At 59.5% G+C, this 17,932-nt stretch carries 17 protein-coding genes; 8 read left to right on the plus strand and 9 right to left on the minus strand.

Going from position 1 to position 17,932, the window contains the following annotated elements:
* The first annotated feature begins 27 nt into the window (after nt 1-27).
* From fabG to gmk, 6 genes are all read left to right on the plus strand, one after another.
* Nucleotides 28-765, plus strand: a complete 738-nt coding sequence (gene fabG, locus FHX15_RS12875) for a 3-oxoacyl-[acyl-carrier-protein] reductase (RefSeq protein WP_184397598.1) — start codon at nt 28-30, stop codon at nt 763-765.
* A 286-nt stretch (nt 766-1,051) separates the two neighbouring features.
* Nucleotides 1,052-1,288, plus strand: a complete 237-nt coding sequence (locus FHX15_RS12880) for an acyl carrier protein (protein WP_003547058.1) — start codon at nt 1,052-1,054, stop codon at nt 1,286-1,288.
* Between the two features lie 94 nt (nt 1,289-1,382).
* Nucleotides 1,383-2,645 (plus strand): beta-ketoacyl-ACP synthase II, encoded by a 1,263-nt coding sequence (fabF, locus tag FHX15_RS12885; protein WP_184397600.1) that lies wholly within the window; start codon nt 1,383-1,385, stop codon nt 2,643-2,645.
* A gap of 118 nt (nt 2,646-2,763) precedes the next feature.
* Nucleotides 2,764-3,993, plus strand: a complete 1,230-nt coding sequence (gene mltG / locus FHX15_RS12890; RefSeq protein ID WP_184397602.1) for an endolytic transglycosylase MltG — start codon at nt 2,764-2,766, stop codon at nt 3,991-3,993.
* Nucleotides 3,994-4,009: 16 nt separating this feature from the next.
* Nucleotides 4,010-4,897, plus strand: a complete 888-nt coding sequence (locus FHX15_RS12895; protein WP_184397604.1) for a YicC/YloC family endoribonuclease — start codon at nt 4,010-4,012, stop codon at nt 4,895-4,897.
* 3 nt (nt 4,898-4,900) lie between these two features.
* Complete coding sequence (gene gmk, locus FHX15_RS12900; RefSeq protein ID WP_184397606.1) at nt 4,901-5,563, plus strand: guanylate kinase; 663 nt, start codon at nt 4,901-4,903, stop codon at nt 5,561-5,563.
* Between the two features lie 97 nt (nt 5,564-5,660).
* Here the strand turns inward: gmk and rsmA are convergent, their stop codons facing one another.
* The 7 genes from rsmA to FHX15_RS12935 form a co-directional block, all read right to left on the minus strand.
* On the minus strand, nt 5,661-6,488 hold the full coding sequence (gene rsmA / locus FHX15_RS12905; protein ID WP_184397608.1) for a 16S rRNA (adenine(1518)-N(6)/adenine(1519)-N(6))-dimethyltransferase RsmA: 828 nt from the start codon (nt 6,486-6,488) through the stop codon (nt 5,661-5,663).
* Nucleotides 6,488-7,516 carry a 4-hydroxythreonine-4-phosphate dehydrogenase PdxA gene (gene pdxA, locus FHX15_RS12910; protein ID WP_184397610.1) on the minus strand — a complete coding sequence of 343 codons (1,029 nt, stop codon included), beginning with the start codon at nt 7,514-7,516 and terminating at the stop codon, nt 6,488-6,490. The genes rsmA and pdxA overlap by 1 nt, the downstream gene beginning before the upstream one ends.
* Nucleotides 7,517-7,522: 6 nt before the next feature.
* Entirely contained in the window at nt 7,523-8,464 is a 942-nt protein-coding gene (locus FHX15_RS12915) for a peptidylprolyl isomerase (protein WP_184397612.1), read from the minus strand.
* A 184-nt stretch (nt 8,465-8,648) separates the two neighbouring features.
* Nucleotides 8,649-11,003, minus strand: coding sequence for an LPS-assembly protein LptD (locus FHX15_RS12920; RefSeq protein ID WP_184397614.1), 2,355 nt, complete (start codon nt 11,001-11,003; stop codon nt 8,649-8,651).
* Nucleotides 11,003-12,091 carry an LPS export ABC transporter permease LptG gene (gene lptG / locus FHX15_RS12925; RefSeq protein WP_184397616.1) on the minus strand — a complete coding sequence of 363 codons (1,089 nt, stop codon included), beginning with the start codon at nt 12,089-12,091 and terminating at the stop codon, nt 11,003-11,005. The genes FHX15_RS12920 and lptG overlap by 1 nt, the downstream gene beginning before the upstream one ends.
* Entirely contained in the window at nt 12,088-13,269 is a 1,182-nt protein-coding gene (locus tag FHX15_RS12930; protein ID WP_184397618.1) for an LptF/LptG family permease, read from the minus strand. Before FHX15_RS12930 ends, lptG begins: the two co-directional genes overlap by 4 nt.
* A 99-nt stretch (nt 13,270-13,368) precedes the next feature.
* Nucleotides 13,369-14,142, minus strand: a complete 774-nt coding sequence (locus FHX15_RS12935; RefSeq protein WP_184397620.1) for a phosphatase PAP2 family protein — start codon at nt 14,140-14,142, stop codon at nt 13,369-13,371.
* A 141-nt stretch (nt 14,143-14,283) separates the two neighbouring features.
* On the opposite strand from FHX15_RS12935, the gene FHX15_RS12940 reads away from it, so the two are divergent.
* Nucleotides 14,284-15,777 carry a leucyl aminopeptidase gene (locus FHX15_RS12940; RefSeq protein WP_184397622.1) on the plus strand — a complete coding sequence of 498 codons (1,494 nt, stop codon included), beginning with the start codon at nt 14,284-14,286 and terminating at the stop codon, nt 15,775-15,777.
* Entirely contained in the window at nt 15,774-16,223 is a 450-nt protein-coding gene (locus FHX15_RS12945; protein ID WP_184397624.1) for a DNA polymerase III subunit chi, read from the plus strand. Before FHX15_RS12940 ends, FHX15_RS12945 begins: the two co-directional genes overlap by 4 nt.
* A gap of 106 nt (nt 16,224-16,329) precedes the next feature.
* On the opposite strand, the gene FHX15_RS12950 is transcribed toward FHX15_RS12945, so the two are convergent.
* Together FHX15_RS12950 and FHX15_RS12955 are read right to left on the minus strand one after the other, a co-directional pair.
* Complete coding sequence (locus FHX15_RS12950; protein WP_184397626.1) at nt 16,330-16,881, minus strand: GrpB family protein; 552 nt, start codon at nt 16,879-16,881, stop codon at nt 16,330-16,332.
* A 72-nt stretch (nt 16,882-16,953) separates the two neighbouring features.
* A complete protein-coding gene (locus FHX15_RS12955; protein ID WP_184397628.1) occupies nt 16,954-17,880 on the minus strand; it encodes a Gfo/Idh/MocA family protein in 927 nt (308 codons plus the stop codon).
* Between the last annotated feature and the right edge of the window lie 52 nt (nt 17,881-17,932).

Genomic DNA, 17,932 nt, shown 5'->3' on the forward strand with positions numbered 1-17,932 from the left:
AGCTCTATTTATATAAGGAACGTCCTCATGTTCGATCTTTCCGGCCGCAAGGCTCTCGTCACCGGCGCATCGGGCGGCATCGGCGAGGAAATCGCCCGCCTTCTCCATAAGCAGGGCGCCATCGTCGGCCTGCACGGCACCCGCGTCGAAAAGCTCGAGACCTTGGCAAACGAGCTTGGCGAGCGCGTCAAGATCTTCCCGGCAAACCTGTCGGATCGTGACGAGGTGAAGGCTCTCGGCCAGAAAGCGGAAGCCGATCTCGAAGGCGTCGATATCCTCGTCAACAATGCCGGCATAACCAAGGATGGCCTCTTCGTGCGCATGAGCGACGAAGATTGGGATGCCGTTCTCGAAGTGAACCTGACGGCGACCTTCCGCCTGACGCGCGAGCTCACCCATCCGATGATGCGCCGCCGCTATGGCCGCATCATCAACATCACCTCCGTCGTCGGCGTCACCGGCAATCCGGGCCAGGCCAATTACTGCGCCTCCAAGGCCGGCATGATCGGCTTCTCAAAGTCGCTGGCACAAGAAATCGCCACGCGCAACGTGACGGTAAACTGTGTCGCTCCGGGCTTCATCGAAAGCGCCATGACCGGCAAGCTGAACGACAAGCAGAAGGAAGCGATCATGGGGGCGATCCCCATGAAACGCATGGGAACCGGCGCCGAAGTGGCCTCTGCCGTCGTCTATCTCGCCTCCTCGGAAGCGGCTTATATGACGGGTCAGACGTTGCACGTGAACGGCGGCATGGCCATGATCTGAAACGATTAGCTGCCGCAGCCGCCGATTTCAGCCAATAGCGTGTTGAGCAATCACGAACGGTTGATTTTCTGGCTTTGCGGCAGACTTAAAGCATGTTAAGCGGGCCATGACTGTGTACAGTCGTCCCGAAAAAGCAGACGGACCGGCGGGCTTTTCGCAAGCCTGGGACTTCTCTAAAGCCGGGTAAAACGAGTTTGCCGAGGGTGTCTGAAAACATCGCAGGCTGAAACAGGGTAGGGGTGTCAGAAAGACATTCCGATCAGGACATAAGGTCGAGGAAACCGACATGAGCGATATCGCAGAACGCGTAAAGAAAATTGTTATTGATCATCTTGGCGTCGATGCCGACAAGGTTGTCGAGAGCGCCAGCTTTATCGACGATCTGGGCGCAGACTCGCTCGACACCGTCGAACTAGTCATGGCCTTCGAAGAAGAATTCGGCGTTGAAATTCCTGATGATGCCGCTGACTCGATCCTGACGGTCGGCGATGCTGTAAAATTCATTGAGAAGGCTCAGGCCTGATTCTGCGCATTTGAGAAAGGGCGGGCCAAGAGTCCGCCCTTTTCTTTTGAGCATGTTTCTCCATAAAACATAACAGACGGGGGGAAAGCAGTCGATGAGAAGGGTCGTCATTACAGGTACCGGTATGGTATCGCCCTTGGGATGCGGAACGGAAGTTACCTGGTCCCGCCTGCTTGCGGGAGTAAACGGCGCTCGTCTGGTGACCGAATTCGAGGTCGACGATCTCCCTGCCAAGATTGCCTGCCGAATTCCCGTCGGCGAGGGCGCGGACGGCACTTTCAATCCTGACGACTGGATGGAGCCGAAGGAACAGCGCAAGGTCGACCCCTTCATCATCTACGGCATGGCCGCCGCCGACATGGCGTTGAACGACGCCAACTGGCATCCAGAGACCGATGAGGACCAGATCGCGACCGGCGTGCTGATCGGGTCCGGCATTGGCGGCATCGAAGGTATTGTCGAAGCGGGCTATACGCTGCGCGACAAAGGCCCGCGCCGTATCTCTCCCTTCTTCATCCCCGGCCGCCTGATCAATCTCGTCTCCGGCCAGGTCTCCATTCGCCACAAGCTGCGTGGCCCGAACCACTCGGTCGTCACCGCCTGCTCGACCGGTGCGCATGCGATTGGCGATGCCGCCCGTCTGATTGCACTTGGCGATGCCGATGTCATGGTTGCCGGCGGAACGGAATCTCCGGTCAGCCGCATTTCGCTCGCCGGCTTTGCCGCCTGCAAGGCGCTGTCCACTCAGCATAATGACGATCCGCAGAAAGCCTCGCGCCCCTACGACAGGGACCGTGACGGCTTCGTGATGGGCGAGGGCGCCGGTATCGTGGTCCTCGAAGAGCTGGACCATGCGCTGGCGCGCGGCGCCAAGATTTACGCCGAAGTGGTTGGCTACGGGCTTTCCGGCGATGCCTACCACATCACCGCTCCCTCGGAAGACGGCGAAGGCGCGTTCCGTTGCATGACCATGGCGCTGAAACGCGCCGGCCTGACGCCTGCCGACGTCGACTATATCAACGCTCACGGTACCTCGACCATGGCCGATACAATCGAGCTTGGCGCTGTCGAACGCCTCGTCGGGAATGCGGCATCGAAAATTTCGATGTCGTCGACCAAATCTGCGACCGGTCACCTGCTGGGTGCTGCCGGTGCCATCGAGGCGATCTTCACGACACTCGCGATTCGGGATAACGTTGCCCCCCCGACACTCAATCTCGACAATCCTGAGCGAGAAACGGCGATCGATCTTGTTCCGCACAAGGCTCGTGAGCGAGAAATTAACGTGGCGCTATCCAATTCGTTTGGATTTGGCGGCACGAATGCATCGCTGGTGCTGCGCCGCTACAACGCGTAACAGGCGGTTTTCAAGCGCGGGCGAACGTCAAACGGCATCATGAAGCGCGGCAGAACCTGTTTTTTGCCGCATTACTTCGCGAAATAGCGAAGCAGGGCCTAGTTTTAGAGGATTGCCGGTGAGCGACACGACCAACCAGAGCAGCGACAACGGCCAGAACGGTCAGTCGGCGCAGAAGGGACCGATCATCCCGAAGTCGCCGAGCGAAGCCCTGCGCCCGGAACGCGTTCCCGAGCCGCCGAAGCGCTCCCGGAATGCCCGCAGCCAGGTAGTCCTCTTCCTGAATTTTGTGATGACCATGTTGGTCGTCGTCTGCATCGCTGGCCTCATCGGCGTCTACTACGCGATCACGGCCTATCAGAACCCCGGCCCGCTGCAGACGAATACCAATTTCATCGTTCGCAATGGTGCAGGCCTTTCGGAAATCGCCACGAATCTTGAGCGCAACCTCATCATCTCGGATGCCCGCATCTTTCGTTATCTGACGGCGACGCATCTCAATGCCGGCGAAAGCCTCAAGGCCGGTGAATATGAGATCAAGGCGCACGCATCCATGAACGAGATCATGGAGCTCCTGAAATCGGGCAAGTCGATCCTTTATTCCGTCTCCTTCCCCGAAGGACTGACAGTGCGGCAGATGTTCGATCGCATGTTGGACGATCCGGTTCTCGAAGGCGATCTGCCTGCGGCCTTGCCGGCCGAAGGCAGCCTGCGACCCGATACCTACAAGTTCTCGCGTGGCACCAAACGGTCCGAGATCATCGACCAGATGGCCGCCGCTCAGCAGAAGCTGGTCGACCAGATCTGGGAACGGCGCGATTCTTCGCTGCCTTTGAAGAGTAAGGAAGAATTGGTAACGCTCGCCTCGATCGTCGAAAAGGAGACCGGCGTGCCGGATGAGCGCGCCCATGTCGCTTCGGTCTTCCTGAACCGTCTCGGCAAGGGCATGCGCCTGCAGTCCGATCCGACCATCATCTATGGCCTGTTCGGTGGCGAGGGCAAACCGGCCGACCGGCCGATCTATCAGTCGGACCTGAAGAAAGAGACGCCTTTCAATACTTACGTCATCAAGGGCCTGCCGCCGACGCCGATCGCCAATCCCGGCAAGGATGCGCTTGAAGCCGTCGCCAACCCCTGGAAGACGCAGGACCTTTACTTCGTCGCCAATGGCAACGGCGGCCATGTCTTCGCTGCGACGCTCGAAGAACATAACGCCAATGTCAAGCGCTGGCGCAAGCTGGAAGCAGATAAGGGCGCTGATCCCGAAATAGCCGTCGACGGACAGCCGGAGGACCAGCCTGCGGACAATACATCGGCGGTCCCGCTCAAGAAAAAGAAGATCAACTGACATCGGGAGGCCTTTGATGGCATTGCAGTCCATGACCGGGTTTGCGCGACGCGAGGGAACGAGCAGTCGGTGGCGCTGGGCATGGGAGCTGCGTTCGGTCAACGGCAAGGGCCTCGATCTCCGTCTCCGTTTGCCGCCGGGTCTGGAGCGGCTCGAATCGGATGTCCGCCGCATTGCCGGCGAAAATTTCAGCCGCGGCAATCTGCAGGCCACGCTGGCGCTGACGACAGGCGAAAGCCAGCTTGAAGCGGTGCTCAATCAGGATGCCTTCGCTGCCGTTCTCGCCATGCGCGATAGACTGGAAGGTCTTATCGATCCGGCGCCTCTGAGGCTCGACACCTTGCTTTCCATCCGCGGCCTCGTCGATTTTCGCGAGGCACAAGACAGCGAAGAGACGATCGCCGCCCGTGATGCCGATATCCTGTCGGGGCTCACCGTGGCGCTTTCCGAGCTTAAGACCATGCGTGAACAGGAGGGAGCGGCCCTGGCGCGCGTGCTTCTCGGCCATGTCGCGACAATCGAAGCGCTGACAGGTACGATCGAGGCCGATCCCTCGCGCTCACCGCAGGAGATCGCGGCAAGGCTCGCAGGGCAGGTCGCGCTCCTCATGGAGGGAGCCGGCGCGCTCGACCGTGACCGGCTGCATGCCGAAGCAGCGCTACTGGCTACGAAGGCGGATCTGCGCGAAGAGATCGATCGGCTGAAGGCGCATATCGGCGCCGCCCGCGATCTCCTGACAAAAGGTGGCCCGGTTGGCCGAAAGCTCGATTTCCTTGCACAGGAATTTAACCGGGAATCGAATACAATCTGCTCCAAATCGAACGCATCGGCTGTCACCGCAGCCGGTATCGAGCTGAAGGTGGTAATCGACCAGTTCCGCGAGCAGGTCCAGAATTTGGAGTAGGACATGAGCCCGGCGAAAATATCGCCTATCCAGATCGCACGCCGCGGTCTGATGTTGGTCATCTCGTCGCCCTCGGGTGCCGGCAAATCCACGATAGCGCGCACACTGTTGGAAACCGATAAGCAGATCGGCCTTTCCGTCAGCGTCACGACCCGCCAGCGCCGTCCCAGCGAAGTGGAAGGCGTGCACTACCATTTCAAAACGGTGCGGGAATTCGAGCGGCTGCGCGATTCAGACTCCCTGCTGGAATGGGCCGAGGTTCACGGCAATTTCTACGGTACACCCCGCGAACCGGTCGAACAGGCGATGTCGGAAGGCCGCGATATGCTCTTCGATATCGACTGGCAGGGCGCCCAGCAATTGCAGCAGAAGATGCAGGCCGATGTGGTCTCGATCTTCGTGCTGCCGCCGACCATGACCGAACTGCAATCCCGCCTGCATCGCCGCGCCGAGGATTCCGAGGAGGTCATCCAGACGCGCCTCGCGAATTCCCGTGCCGAAATCGCCCATTGGCGCGAGTATGACTACGTCATCATCAATGATGATCTGAACGCCGCCTTCGACGCCGTGCAGTCGATCGTCAAGGCAGAACGCCTGCGCCGCGATCGTCGTCACGGCATGTTCGATTTCGTTCGACAATTGCTGGAAGAGACGCCGGTTCTGTAACGCAATTCCAGCAGAAGTGTGCAGCGCTTTTGCGTCTGGAATTGCGTGAAAACAAAGAGATAAAGAGCATCTCCCGTTTCCAAGAGAAGGAAGTGCTCTAAAGGCTGTTCGCCAGCCGGCAAAACTCCTCCACCGACAACGTCTCTGCGCGTCTAGCCGGATCGATGCCGGCTTTGACAAGCAGGCTTTCGCCGCCAAGCGGCTTCAGGCTCTGGCGCAGCATCTTGCGGCGCTGACCAAAGGCGGCCTGTGTGATCCTCTCCAGATTGGCGACTGAACAGGGAATGGGATTTTCGTTCGGCGTCAGATGAACCACCGTCGAGGTGACCTTCGGCGGTGGCGTGAAAGCCTGCGGCGGAATATCGAAGGCCATGCGGGCATGGGTGCGCCAGCCGGCGAGTACGCCGAGCCGGCCATAGTGATCATCATTCTCGGAGGCGACGATGCGTTCGCCGACTTCCTTCTGGAACATCAGCGTCAGCGATTGCCAGAAGGGCGGCCACGTCTTTGGCAGCAGCCAGTTCACCAGAAGCTGGGTGCCGACATTGTAGGGCAGGTTGGCGATGATCTTGACGGGACCTTCCGACGCCAGCGCCTCGAAATCGATCTTCAGGGCGTCGCCTTCGATTACCTCCAGCCGGCCGGGATAATGGTCGGCAATCTCGGCCAGCGCCGGCAGGCAGCGTGCATCGCGTTCGACGGCGACGACCTTCTTTGCACCGAGCGCCAGAATGGCCCGCGTCAGTCCGCCGGGGCCGGGACCGACTTCAAAGACTGTCACATCTTGAAGTGTACCGGCGGTGCGGGCAACCTTCTGCGTCAGATTGAGGTCGAGCAGGAAGTTCTGCCCGAGCGCCTTGCGCGCATCGAGGCCGTGGCGCTGGATGACCTCGCGAAGCGGCGGCAGACTATCGAGTGCAGCCATCAACGATGGCTTTCAGCGGTACGGCCAAGCTGCGCGCCGAGCTTTAGAGCGGCAATGAGGCTTGCCTCACGTGCCAGCCCCTTGCCGGCAATACCGAAAGCGGTGCCGTGGTCCGGGGAGGTGCGCACGAAGGGAAGGCCTAGCGTGACGTTCACGGAATCATCGAAGCCGAGTGCCTTGGCAGGGATCAGCGCCTGATCGTGATACATGCAGACGGCAACATCATAACGCGCGCGCGCCTCGTCATGGAACATGGTGTCGGCGGGGAGGGGTCCGATCGCATCGATGCCCTCATCGCGAAGGATCTGAACCGCCGGATGGATGATGGTCTCATCCTCCTTGCCGATTGCGCCGCCTTCGCCGGCATGTGGATTAAGCCCTGCGATCGCAAGCCGCGGAGCGGCGATGCCAAACCGCTGCCTCAGATCCCTGTCCGCGATCCGGCAGGTCTCGACGATCAGGCCGAGTGTCAGCGCCTGCGGCACATCCTTGAGCGGAATATGGATGGTGACTGGAATGGCGCGCAGTTTCGGTCCGGCAAGCATCATGACGGGCATGACAGACTGGCCCGTCGCACGCAAGGCGAGATCGGCGAGGAACTCAGTGTGACCGGGAAACCTGAACCCCGCCTCATAAAGCACCGACTTGGCGATCGGATTGGTGACGACCGCAAGGGCTTCGCCTTGCATCACCAACGCCACAGCCGTCTCGATCGAGGCGATGGTACCCTTCGCCGTGGCGACATGCGGCTCTCCCGCTGCAACATCAATGCCGGCCGGAATAGGCATGACAGGCAGCACGTCCGCAAATGCACCGAGGCTTTCCCTCGCGGTGCCGATGCTGCGCAGGGCAACATCGAGCTTCAGCTGTCGTGCGCGCACGGCAAGCACATCGGGATCGCCAATGAGGAAGAATGGCGGCAGCCCGAGCTCGCGTCTGCGAAGCCAAGCCATGAGGGTGATATCAGGCCCGACGCCGGCCGGGTCGCCCTGCGTCACTGCAAGCGGTTGCGAAAACGGTGTCGCCATGGAAAATCAGCGATAGATGATCTGCGCGTGCTTGCGCAGGTCATCCAGATATTTGGTGCTGTTTTCGTTTTCAGGTGCTGCGGACTTGTCCGACTTGGCCTTGTCGAGGTCCTCCTGACGGAACACCATTTCGGCTGCCTGGTCGTCCGAGACCTGGCGCTGGCTGCAGATTGCCAGATATTCCACGCCCTTGTCGGTTACGCGCGTTGCCGTCGTATTGCCCTTGACCTGAGCAACGAGATCTTTCCATTCCGCCGGGATTTCAGGGGCGAGCATGCGACCGAGATCGCGCACGGAAACATCCCGCATCGTAGCAGCGAAGGTCTTTGCCTGATCGCATCCGGGATATTTGGAGCGCGATGCCTCAGCCTCGCTCTTGCGCTTGGCCGTGATCGCGTTGCGCTTGGCCGGGGGGACAACGAAAATGACCTGCTGCAGAATATACTCCGTCGTCACCGGCTTCTGCTTGTTGTTCTGCATCATCCGGTTGACCAGGTCGTAATTCGAGAGGCGCGCGCTGGAGCCGTAGCGCGCATTGACGAGACGCGGCCAGCTCATCTGTACCGCAATGAAGTTCTTGAAATGATCGACACCGACGCCGGCGCGGTCGAGGATCTGCGACATCTGCTCGACGGAAAGCTTGTTGCTGGCGGCGAAACGGGCGAAGGAGGCGTTGACGTCGTCCTGCGAAACCGACATGCGCACACGGGAGATTTCCTGCCGCTTCAGCGTCTCGTCGACAAGCTGTTCTTCGGCAGCCTTGGCATCGGGCTTCAAGCGCTGCAGGCGCATGAAGGCCTGTCGCTTTGCAACGTCGCCACTGGTAATGGCGGTACCGTTTACCACCACCTTGACTTCGCTGGCGGCGAGGGCTGGGGAACCGAAGGCAGCAAGCATAAAGGCTGCGCCTGCAATAAGCGTAGTGACGGTTTTCTTCGCGTCAATCATTCGTTGACCTCCCGATAGCGCCGCACGACCCGGCGCGGCGTTCTTACCATAGACTGAGACAAGCAGAAATCGCCTCTCATGCTCTGCGACACCCTATGCCTCACATAACGACTGGTCGCAATGTCCTGCACAGGGTTACGGCGAAAGAATGGCCCGGCCGGAGATTCCGGCCGCCCATCTGGCGTCAGAGGCTGTTTGCAGCGTCACCCGTGCCCAGCCGGATATCGCCGAGCGTGCGGAAGGTCAGACGTGCGGCGATCGTCCAGTCGCTTGCCGTTTGGTCCGTCGTATCCCGCCTATCCACATAGGCGATGGTGAAGATCGTGCACTCGTCCTCATAGGAAATGCCGAGGGTACGCCTGACGACGACGTCGTTGTTCAGATCCCAGGCGATGCCGCCGAAGATCGACCAGTAATCTTTGAACTTGATCCTGCTGCTCGCCTGAATCTCATCTTGGTCTTGAGCAAAGCCGTAGGCCGGCTGAGCGGTCACGTGCGTGTAAGTCACCTGTCCCGAGAAAGTATCGTTCTGATAGGCCGTCGTCAGGTCGCCGCGGTTGAAGGAGAAATCCTTCTCGTCCAGGCGGTAGGATGCTGCCACGGAGAGGCCGAAGGGCATCTCGATACCGCCCAGTCCGACATAATCGGAACGATCGGTCTCCAGGCCGGATTCGGCGCCGACATTCACGAGGTCGTCGGTCGCAAATGAATTCTGACCGGCAAGCTGATAGGACTGCCCAAAGATGCCGTGCAGCTTGTAGCCGCTGTCGAACGTGCCGGTATACTGGAAACCGACGTTTGCGCGCGTGCCGCCCTCGATACGGTCGTAGCCGGAAAACCTGTCACGATCAAAAAGGTTGGTCGCATCGAAGACGAAGCTCTGCGCGTCTTCGTTCGGAAGCCGGCCGGCGAGCGGTTCATCCGGTCGTGCGTAGATCTGGGCAATCGGCTCCAGAACATGTGTGCTGTTGCTGGTCGTAAACAGGATCGGGTAACGCATTTCCAGCCCGGCCGTCACCATTCCGCGCGTTGCCGCATTATCGTCGAGATAATCGCCGGCATAGGGAACGCCGTTGGCATTGACGGGGCTGTCCATGTTGAGTGCGAAAGCATCGCCACGTGCCGCGAGCAACGGCGTAATAACCAGCCCGGTCGGTGTTACGTAGGTGCGCTTCCACTGTACTTCCGTGCTCAAGCGGGTCGTCTGGCCCTCCAAGCCACGGAAGCGGTCGAAACCGGCGACGTTGTAGAAGTCGTCATGCGTGCGCGAAATATTGGTCAGATTGACATCTGCGGAAAGTTCACCGCCAGCAACCGGCCTCGGCGCGACATAATGATAATCGAGCGTCGGATAAACGATCGCCTGCTGTTTTTCCGCGGTGCTGTTACGGTCGGCATCCTGTACGTCGAAATAGAAGGACCGCAGGTCGAAATAATTCCGCTTGCCGACACCAGTCAGGTAGACGGTGTTGGCGTGCGGCGTATTGTCGTAACCATCTATCTTATAGGTGCGCGAGAAGTTGTTGTCGCTCTGCACCATCACGTCCCAGCCGAAGCTCCAGCGGGGATTGATCACGAAATGCCCTGCCGACGCGACCATGCCGCGCTGTTTGGCTTCCGCATCGCTCGTACCCGGACTGAATTTGGCGGGGTTCATCTGATCGATGCCGGCGAGGTGCATCGTCACCGTGCCGTTTTCGAAGCGGCGGCGGTATTCACCCTCGAGCAGGAAGCCCTGAGAGGTATAGCCGCTGCCCGTGACAGTAAAATCCGAGCTCGGAGAAATGACGTAATAATAGGGAACGTGCAGACCGTAGCCGATATTCTGCGAAACGCTCATCGACGGGAACAGAAAGCCCGACTTGCGCTTCACTGTATTATCGGGGACCGTGATCCACGGAACATAGGCGATCGGCTGGCCAAGCAGTTCGAAACGAGCATGTTCCAGCGTGATCGTGTGCTTCTGGCCGTCCTGAATGACGCGTTTTGCCTTGACCTGCCAGAAGGGCGCGCGATCGGGTTTTTCGGCGCAAGGCAAGCAGGCAGTATAGACACCCTTGTTCAGAATCATCTGCGTGCCGCCGACCCTCTGCCCGGTTTCGGCAACAAGCCGGGTATTGTCGCTCGTCTCGATTCGCAGCGCGTTCATGAAGCCGTCTGCGAAATTGTCGGTCACGTCGAGGCTGTCGGCATAAATACGGTTGCCGTCAGGGGTTGCCAGTTCGATGTTGCCGGACGCCATCATGCGGCCGGTCTTCTGGTTATAGTCGACCTTCTGGGCGACCATCCTGTAGCCGCCGTAATTGATCTGCACGCCCCCGATGACAGAGACGATCTGCTGGTCCTTGTCATAGACCAGTTCGTTTGCCGACAGCATCAGTTTTGCGTCCGGCGAGATATTGCTGCCGATCGCAGGCATGCCTGTATTGTTCTCCTGGCCGTAGGCCAGCGGAGCATTTTCAAAATAGCTGCACAGAGCTGCGCCTAAGAGCAGGGCAACCAACTGTTTACTAAAGTTCTTGCGGTCGCCTACCGCCACTAGCCATCCTCCTGATGAAGCAGAATCGTTGCGCCTAAAGCGAGCGCCACGACCACCGGTATCCAAGTCGCCACAAACGGCGGCACGACACCGCTGCTTCCGAATGCTTTTACAAGCACGGTGACGACATAAAGCATGAAGCCTGAAAGGATTCCACCCAGAATCACGGACCGTGACTGGTTGAACCGGCTAAATTTCAGAGACACTGTTGCAGCAATGAGAGTCATCGCTACCAGAAGCAGCGGTTGCGACAGCAGCGAGTTGAATTGAGTCTCAAGTGCCTTCGTAGAGATTCCGAAGGATTTGGCGGCAGCGATACGGTTGGAAAGGTCAAAGAAACCAATTGTTTCCGGTGCTGTCAGCCGCTCCTTGATGAAGTCTTGTTTCAGATTGGTACGAAGCTGTTCCGAAGCCTTGCGCACCGGGATTTCTCCAGGCCTGCGTTCGACGACATTGTTAAGCTGCCAGTAACCATCTTCCAATTTGGCAGATGAGGCATCCTGCCTCATAATGACCTGACCGGTGGAATCGAAGTGGATAAGCACGGCGTCCATGAGCAGCGTGCCATTCTCCAGCACGGTCTTGGCACCGATGATGACATCGTCCCGGCCGCTGATCTGGCGCAGCCAGGGAACCTGCAGCGCCCTGATCATCGCATTGTCCTGACCGCGCCACGCCGTTTCGAACTGGGTTGCCTGCCTTTGACCCCAGGCGGCGAGCGGGTTGAGTGCGACAACTGTCAGTACGCCAAGAATCAGGGATCCGACGATAAAAGGCAGCATGAACTGCCAGACCGAAATGCCGGCCGCGCGGGTGACGACGAGTTCATATTTCCGGTTGAGGCCGATCAGTACGGTAATGCCGACGAACAGCGCTACGAAGGGGATCGTCTGCTGCAGGATCAGCGGCAGTCGAACGGCGGTGAGCAGCACGGCACCGCCCAGCGTATAGCCGGGGAAATTGGAGATGCGACTCGCCGTCTCGCTGAAGTCGAGCAGAAAGGTGATGGCGCTCATGCCGATCAGGAACCACATGGTGGTTACGACATAGCGGCGGAAGAAGTACCGCGACAGCGTTCCGAAAATCATCGCGTAGCGCCTCTGCCGGTCCGGCCCGTTGCGGCAAGGACCCGCTTCTGTGCACGCTTCCACATTGTCGAAGTTCGATCTCTGACGACAACCGGCATGGCGAGCCGCTTATGCATGTTCAGGAAAACAATCGAAACCAGGCTGGTCACGATCGGGACCGCATAAAGGATCGGAATATAGACCGTGTTCTTGTCGATCTGGTTGGCGACGTAAAATGCCGCCCAGCGCAGTACGAATGCGAGGCCCAGTGCGCCGATCATCGGATGCAATCGCGCCTCTCGGTGCGACCGGGCATCCCCGGCTATGGCAAGCGAGAATAGCGCAAAAACGAAGGGAAGCGTCCAGTCGGTCAGCCGGCGATGCAGTTCGGCGGTATAGCTGCCAGGCTTGGCGATATAGTCGGGATCTTTCGGATCGGGATTGAGCAGGAAGGCAAGATCGCGGTCGCTGGCGCGAAGTGTGGCCTGTCCGTTGTTTTCCGTCATGTCCGAAAGGTCGAAGGAATAGGAATCGAATTTGATGACCGAAACGCTGCCATCGGCCGTTTTGCGATGAACTTCGCCGTCATGCATGATCAGCGACGTACCGACATCGTCCACGGCGCCCTCGCGCGCATAATAGATAAGCTCGTAATTCGGGTCGCGCTCGTCGGCGACGAAGAGGCCTTTCAGCGTGCGCCCGGCGAGGCGTTGCGAGATCTGTACATAGAGGCCTTCGTCGATCTTACGGAAGGTCTTTTCCTCGATCACGGACGAAAGAAGGTCGGCATAGGTGGCGGCGATCATCTCACGCACGACGGTCTTTGCGCGCGGCTCGACGACATTGTCGACGAATAACGAGAAGACGCTGACGAGGACGGCCAGAAGCAGAATCGGCCGCGCCAGGATGCTGCGGCGGGCGCCGGCCGCATCGATCACGGTCAGTTCGGAATCATTGTTCATCGTCGTCAGCGTCTGGGTAATGCCGATGACGAGAGCGAAGGGCAGCACGATCGGGATGATCGACGGCAGGATCAGCGTCGCCAGCATTGCGAAGGAGCCGATCGACTGGCCGCTGTCGGTCACCAAGTTGATGCGCTGGAGGACCTGGGTGGTCCAGATGATCGCGAGCACCGGAAGCAGGGCCACGAGAAACATCTGGCCGACACGCCGCAATATGTATGTCTCGAGTAGTTTCATGCTCGCCCTTGAAAGCACCTGCGGGCCGTTATGGCCGACAGGAGATTCCCTCTACGCTGTTTGTCGCGGTTTTGCGACAAGGCAGTGTCAAAAATTCATTCAAATTTCAGAATTTTTTTGTCGCCGTGGCGACTCAGCAAGCGCCATCAGCGCTGCGAATATGACGACCGAAGAAAGCCACCCCAGTACCACATCAGATAAATAGTGAGCGCCGAATGAAAGCCGCATCGCTGGCGTCAGGATGGAAACGGCGGCAACGGGTGCCAGAAGCGCATAGCGCAGAGATTTCGGAACGAAGATCAGCAGGCAGAACAGCCAGCCCGCGCTTGCCGCCTCGCCGGAGATGAAGGAGCAGTTCGAGACGCACTTGCCGGCGAGTGAACCGGCCTCGGCGAAATGCAGCGTGCCGCCGAAGAAATCCGTCTGGACCGGGCGCGGCCGGCCCCAATGATCCTTGAGGATCACATTGACGAGAAGGACAGGGCCGATGAGCAGCGTGCCGAGCGCGACCTTGAGATTACGGGCACGCGGCGCGTTGAACGTCGCGCCATGCTGTTGATAACACTCGGCGAGCTTCCATAGCATCACGGCGGTAACGATATAGGGGATGTAGAAGAAGAGCGTGCGCAAGAGGCCGAGGACAGCCTCGCTCCGATAAGGGAATGAGCCGCAGATCTGCGTGGCGGGCGCCGATGGGCCGCATGCCTCCTGCACGAAAAAAAGCTGGGAAAAATAAATATCTATCCCGGGAAAGGCCCGAAACAGGGCGAGCAGAAGCCACCAGACCCAGAAGAGCAGCACGAATACGCCGAATGCCGTTTGCGGCAGGCGGATTGCCGGACCCCGCCATCGATTTTTCGAAAAAACTGTCAACGCAAACATCTACGAAACTGACGAAAACCATTTGGCCGGGCGGCCGCGCGGAACATAACAACTGTCGTCGGCCATTGACAGACCTGCCAAACGCGAAATTATCCCTCCCGAACGGATTTCATGAATCCCATCGGAGAAGACATGTCTGCAAAATTCGAAATTTCATTCTCAAAATCGGTAAAGCCGAGCGGCGGCCTCGCGATCCTTCTGAAGACATCCGAGGCCGATTCTGCGGCTGGAGCCGATATCGCCGATCCGGCGGGGGTGATCGCCAAGGCATCGAAAATTGCGCGCTTCTCGGCAAAATCGATGGCAGCCCTCGACCTGGTGGCGCCAGAGGGTGCGCCTGTCGAGCGCATCGTCGTCATCGGCCTCGGTAAGGCGGCAGATCTTGCCGTTCACGACTGGTTGAAGGCCGGCGGCAGCGCCGCCTCGCGGATCAGGAACACCGAGAGGGCAACAATCTTCATCGACGCGCCGGGCGTAAATGTCAGCGCCAAGGCTGCGGCAGATTTTGCCCTCGGAATGCTGCTGCGTGCCTACAGCTTCGATACCTATAAGACGAAGAAGAATGACGACGAAGAGAAGCAGGCAAAGTCGGTCAAGGTGACGATCGTCACGGCCGACGCTGTTGCCGCCAAGAAGGCCTTTGCCGATGCCGAGGCGATCGCTGGCGGCGTCAATCTCGCCCGCGATCTGGTCAACGAGCCGCCGAACGTCCTTGGCCCGGTGGAATTTGCCGCCAAGGCCAAGGATCTGGAAAAGCTCGGTGTTGAGGTGGAAATCCTGACAGAGCGCGAGATGCGTCGTCTTGGCATGGGAGCGCTGCTCGGCGTCGCCCAGGGCTCCGTTCGTCCGCCGCGCCTGGCGGTCATGCAGTGGAAGGGCGGCAAGAGCAAGGACCGGCCGATCGCCTTCATCGGCAAGGGCGTCGTCTTCGATACTGGTGGCATCTCGATCAAGCCGGCCGCCAACATGGAAGACATGAAGGGCGATATGGGTGGCGCCGCAGCCGTTACCGGGCTCATTCACACGCTTGCCGCACGCAAGGCCGAGGTCAATGCCGTCGGCATCATCGGCCTTGTGGAAAATATGCCCGATGGCAACGCCCAGCGTCCGGGCGACATCGTCACCTCCATGTCCGGTCAGACGATCGAGGTGATCAACACAGACGCGGAAGGCCGCCTCGTGCTCTGCGATGCGCTCTGGTATTGCAACGACCGCTTCAAGCCCCGGTTCATGATCAATCTCGCGACCCTGACGGGCGCTATCCTGGTCGCACTCGGCAATAGCCATGCAGGTCTCTTCTCGAATGACGATCCGCTGTCTGCACAGTTGACCGCAGCCGGTCTCGTGACGAACGAGAAACTGTGGCGCATGCCGCTCGGCAAGGAATACGACAAGATGATCGACAGCAAGTTTGCCGACATGAAGAATACCGGCGGCCGCCTCGCCGGCTCCATCACTGCGGCCCATTTTCTGAAACGATTCGTGCAGGATACGCCCTGGGCGCACCTCGACATTGCCGGAACTGCGATGGGTTCGGTGCAGGATGAGATCAACCAGTCCTGGGGGTCCGGCTTCGGCGTGCGCCTGCTCGATGAACTGGTGCGTGCGAACTACGAAACACGATGACGGAAATTCTCTTCTACCACCTGACGGAATCGAAGCTGGAAGACGCGCTTCCGCCGCTGCTCGACAAGAGTGTCGAACGCGGCTGGCGCGTCGCCATCCAGATGAAGGAAGCCACGCGGCGCGACGCGCTGGACGCGCATCTGTGGACCTATCGGGAGGACAGCTTCCTGCCGCATGGGACGGACGAGGCCGATTGTGCCGAGGATCAACCTGTTCTCCTCACCACCTCGACGGAAAACCGAAATGCCGCCACCGTCCGCTTCATCGTCGACGGTGCCGAGCCGCCGCCCGCAGCAGATTACGAGCGGATCGTCTTCATGTTCGACGGTTATGATCAGGAGCAGCTCGAAGGCGCCCGCTCCCAATGGAAGAGGCTGAAAGGCGAGGGGCACAACCTCACCTATTGGCAGCAAACCCCGGAGGGGCGTTGGGAAAAGAAGGCCTGACTGGAGCATGCCGCGCAAAAGAGTGCGGATTTGCAAGTATGATAAGCGAAACAAAGGCCTAAAGCGCGGCAGGCGAATCTGAGAGATCGCAGTGCGCTTTAGGTCGTCAGGCGAGGCCCGCTTCTGCCAGAACCGTGTCGATGAAATCCTTCTTCGCACCGGTGTAGGCGGCGCGGCTTTCGGCATATTTCTGCGCAAGGCCGATCTTCAGATCTTCATAGGCCAGCGCAAGCAGCGGGTCGTTTCGCAGCCTGTCGCGGAAGAAAATATTCCGCCTCCAGTTGAAGCCTTGATATTCGACGACATGGGCAAGATGCGTGCGCGTCTCGCCTGTAACGCCGCGGCCGAAGAGGTGGTCGTCGGGCACTATGTCCGCCCCGGCGTAGTCGTAGCCGATCTTTTCCATCGGCTCGATGCAGGCAAGCCCGTCCTCGAGGCACGGCACGCCGATCAGGATGTCGATGATCGGCTTCGCCTTGATGCCGGGAATAGCGGTGCTGCCGAAATGCTGGATGTCGATCGCCAGAGAGCCAAGCGCCTCGCGAATCCTGGCCTCTTCCAGCAGATAGGCTTCCCGCCATTTCGCATTGGCGTCGGCAAGCCTGACCGTCAGATGCCGAACGCCCAATCCGAAAGAATCATCCTGCTCCTGCTGCATGGAAGCGGCCCTCAAATGTCGGTGCCCCATTCTAGCATTATGCGGGAGGGATAGCATCTGCCGCGAGACCGATCAGTCGTAAAACGCTTCTACGAACTTCCGTTTTCCGAGCATGAAAGCGTCGGCGACATGGCGCAGCGGTGCCAGATCGACATCCGATTTGCCGTCCTTGATGAGTTCGGCAAAACGGCGGTAAAGCGCCGGATATTCGGCTTCGGGCGCGGAGAACTTCAGCTCGCCGTTGACAGAGAGCTTCGATCCGCCTTCGGACAGAACCATCTGACCGGCGGCCGTTTCCGCGATGACGTCCCAGCTCTGCTTGCCCGTCTGGCGCCAGTCAAACTCGGCATGAACCGGAACGTAGTCGACATTGCGAAAATGCAGATCGGCAGCGATCGGCGAGTCACGGTTCTCAGGGAATTCCAGCGTGCCGGCGCTCAAGAAAATCGCCTTGGGGAGGATGTGCGTGACGATCGAAAGCGCGTTGATGCCGGGATCGAATACGCCGAGGCCGCCGGCCTGCCAGATCCATTCCTGATTCGGATGCCAGTGCCGCACGTCTTCCTTCCAGATCACGTGCACGCTCTTGATCTCGGTTGAAGCGAGGAAGGATTTTGCGGCTTCGACGGCTGCTGCGTAGCGCGAGTGCCAGCTTGCAAACAGTGTCGCCCCCTGCTTGCTGGCGAGGTCTTCGAGATCGGCCACTTCGCTCAGCGTCGCGCCCGGCGGCTTTTCGAGGAAGACATGCTTGCCGGCGACCAGTGCCTTGTATGCGGCTTCATAGCGATACTGAGGCGGCATGCAGAGCGAAACGGCATCGATCGACGGTTCGGCGGCCAGCATCTCGTCTATCGACGTATAGGCGGTAACGCCGTCGACCGTGCCGTGGCGGCTTGCCGTCGCCACCAGCTGGAAGTCGGCATTGGCGGCGATGGAGGGGAGGTGCTGGTCGCGGACGATCTTGCCGACGCCGACGATGGCGAGGTTGATGGCTGACATGGTGAAGCTCGCGTTCGGTGTTTCGCTAAAAGTATGACTTATTGCGCGCCGT

The organism is Rhizobium sp. BK650 (genome assembly GCF_014195325.1).
Lineage (GTDB): Bacteria > Pseudomonadota > Alphaproteobacteria > Rhizobiales > Rhizobiaceae > Rhizobium.

Coding starts and splice junctions, on each gene's coding strand:
- FHX15_RS12945 (WP_184397624.1), top strand. CDS start 15,774: ATGACGGAAATTCTCTTCTACCACCTGACGGAATCGAAGCTGGAAGAC.
- FHX15_RS12880 (WP_003547058.1), top strand. CDS start 1,052: ATGAGCGATATCGCAGAACGCGTAAAGAAAATTGTTATTGATCATCTT.
- pdxA (WP_184397610.1), bottom strand. CDS start 7,516: ATGGCGACACCGTTTTCGCAACCGCTTGCAGTGACGCAGGGCGACCCG.
- lptG (WP_184397616.1), bottom strand. CDS start 12,091: ATGATTTTCGGAACGCTGTCGCGGTACTTCTTCCGCCGCTATGTCGTA.
- FHX15_RS12955 (WP_184397628.1), bottom strand. CDS start 17,880: ATGTCAGCCATCAACCTCGCCATCGTCGGCGTCGGCAAGATCGTCCGC.
- FHX15_RS12950 (WP_184397626.1), bottom strand. CDS start 16,881: ATGCAGCAGGAGCAGGATGATTCTTTCGGATTGGGCGTTCGGCATCTG.
- gmk (WP_184397606.1), top strand. CDS start 4,901: ATGAGCCCGGCGAAAATATCGCCTATCCAGATCGCACGCCGCGGTCTG.
- FHX15_RS12915 (WP_184397612.1), bottom strand. CDS start 8,464: ATGATTGACGCGAAGAAAACCGTCACTACGCTTATTGCAGGCGCAGCC.
- FHX15_RS12895 (WP_184397604.1), top strand. CDS start 4,010: ATGGCATTGCAGTCCATGACCGGGTTTGCGCGACGCGAGGGAACGAGC.
- rsmA (WP_184397608.1), bottom strand. CDS start 6,488: ATGGCTGCACTCGATAGTCTGCCGCCGCTTCGCGAGGTCATCCAGCGC.
- fabF (WP_184397600.1), top strand. CDS start 1,383: ATGAGAAGGGTCGTCATTACAGGTACCGGTATGGTATCGCCCTTGGGA.
- fabG (WP_184397598.1), top strand. CDS start 28: ATGTTCGATCTTTCCGGCCGCAAGGCTCTCGTCACCGGCGCATCGGGC.
- FHX15_RS12940 (WP_184397622.1), top strand. CDS start 14,284: ATGTCTGCAAAATTCGAAATTTCATTCTCAAAATCGGTAAAGCCGAGC.
- FHX15_RS12930 (WP_184397618.1), bottom strand. CDS start 13,269: ATGAAACTACTCGAGACATACATATTGCGGCGTGTCGGCCAGATGTTT.